The organism is Rhodopirellula sp. UBA1907, from assembly GCF_002337565.1.
GTDB lineage: Bacteria > Planctomycetota > Planctomycetia > Pirellulales > Pirellulaceae > Rhodopirellula > Rhodopirellula europaea.
In genome coordinates, this window is sequence record NZ_DDGH01000083.1 from 5,710 (window position 1) to 7,264 (window position 1,555).

At 56.8% G+C, this 1,555-nt stretch carries 1 protein-coding gene; it reads left to right on the top strand.

Annotation, left to right across the window (positions count from 1 at the left end; all coding sequences use genetic code 11):
- On the top strand, positions 1–1,555 hold a 1,555-nt coding region (locus B2R17_RS17495), incomplete at both ends, for a vWA domain-containing protein (protein ID WP_286765120.1).

The window sequence follows — 1,555 nt, forward strand, 5'->3', positions numbered from 1 at the left end:
TGCAATGGACCCAACTTCAATGGGCTTGGCTCTGGATCCCGGCAATCTTGTGGCTGGTGATATTCCACCTTCGAACGCTGAGCGACTTTCCGCCGCGTCAACGACTTGTATCGTTGTTGATCCGAGGCATCGTGCTAACGCTGCTCATCATGGCGATTTGTGGACCGGTGATGCTGCGCTTGACCTCGAAAAAAATGATCGTGTTCGCAATCGACCAAAGCGAGAGCATCGACGAGGCCGCTCGCGAAACAGCAGACGAATATTTGAAACAAGCAATCGAGCAGGCGGAAAAAGACAACGCGGAGGTTCGCTTCCTGCCGTTCGACAGCACTCCACGGCAACTGCAATCCAGCTGGGCAGACCAGGAAAAGTCTCTCGCGGACACCAACAACGAACCAACATCAGCTGATGTTGCGGAAGAAGAAACAGAGGACGTTTCGGCCGATTCAATTGCCCCCGGGGAAGACGAGGTTCCGGCGCCAGTCCCATCACCGTCGGAGGCGGACGCCGAGGAAGCGAAACGAATGGGCACGGACTTAGCCGCCGCCATTCAAACCGCGGTGGCTTCGATTCCTCCATCCCGCGTGCCACGAATCGTATTGATGAGCGATGGCAACCCGACGAATGGCGATGGGATCGCCGCCGCGACGGACGCTGGTGTTCCCGTGTGGACGGTGCCGCTTCCGACACGAAGCGAACCTGAAGTGCAGATGGCTGCCGTGGAAGCTCCCACTCAAGTGCGTCAGGGCGAACCCTTCTTCGTCGAAGTTGTTGTTAGCAGCAACCGTGACACCGAAGGCCATGTCGATCTATATCGCGGTGACATTCAAATTGGCGACGTCGAAGCACCGCCGGTGAAGATCAAAAAGGGTGAAAACCGCTTTCGTTTTCAGCAAACGTTGTTGGGTCAACGACAAGAAACCTTCGCCGCGCGATTGCGAGACTGCGACGACACGTTGTTGGACAACAACGAAGCCGAGGCGATCGTGTACGCCAGCGGCAAACCTCGCGTGTTGCTGATCGACAGCGATCCCGACGAAACGGACTCTCTGCGTTGGGCACTGGATGAACAATCCATCGATGTTGACGTTCGTCCCCCGGAAGGCATCCCCAGCGATTTGTCCGAAATGCAGGGCTATGAATGCTTGATCCTTTCCAACGTGCCCGCGACGTCGATGACAATGCGGCAGATGGATCTGATCGGGATCTACGTCCAGGACTTGGGTGGCGGGCTGATCATGCTCGGTGGTGACCAAGCCTTTGGTCTGGGCGGTTACTACCGAACTCAGATTGAGGAAATCTTGCCCGTCCGCAGCAACTTCGAAAAGGAACGCGAAAAGCCGTCGTTGGCGATGATGCTGGTGATCGACAAGAGCGGTTCGATGGGCGGTCAAAAAATCGAACTTGCCAAGGATGCCGCCCAAGCCGCCGTCGAACTGCTTGGCCCCAAGGACGCCATCGGAGTGATCGCGTTCGATGGAGACTCGTACACCGTGTCCGAGCTTCGTCCAACGTCCGATCGCGGTGCCATCTCGGATGCCATTTCGACAATCGA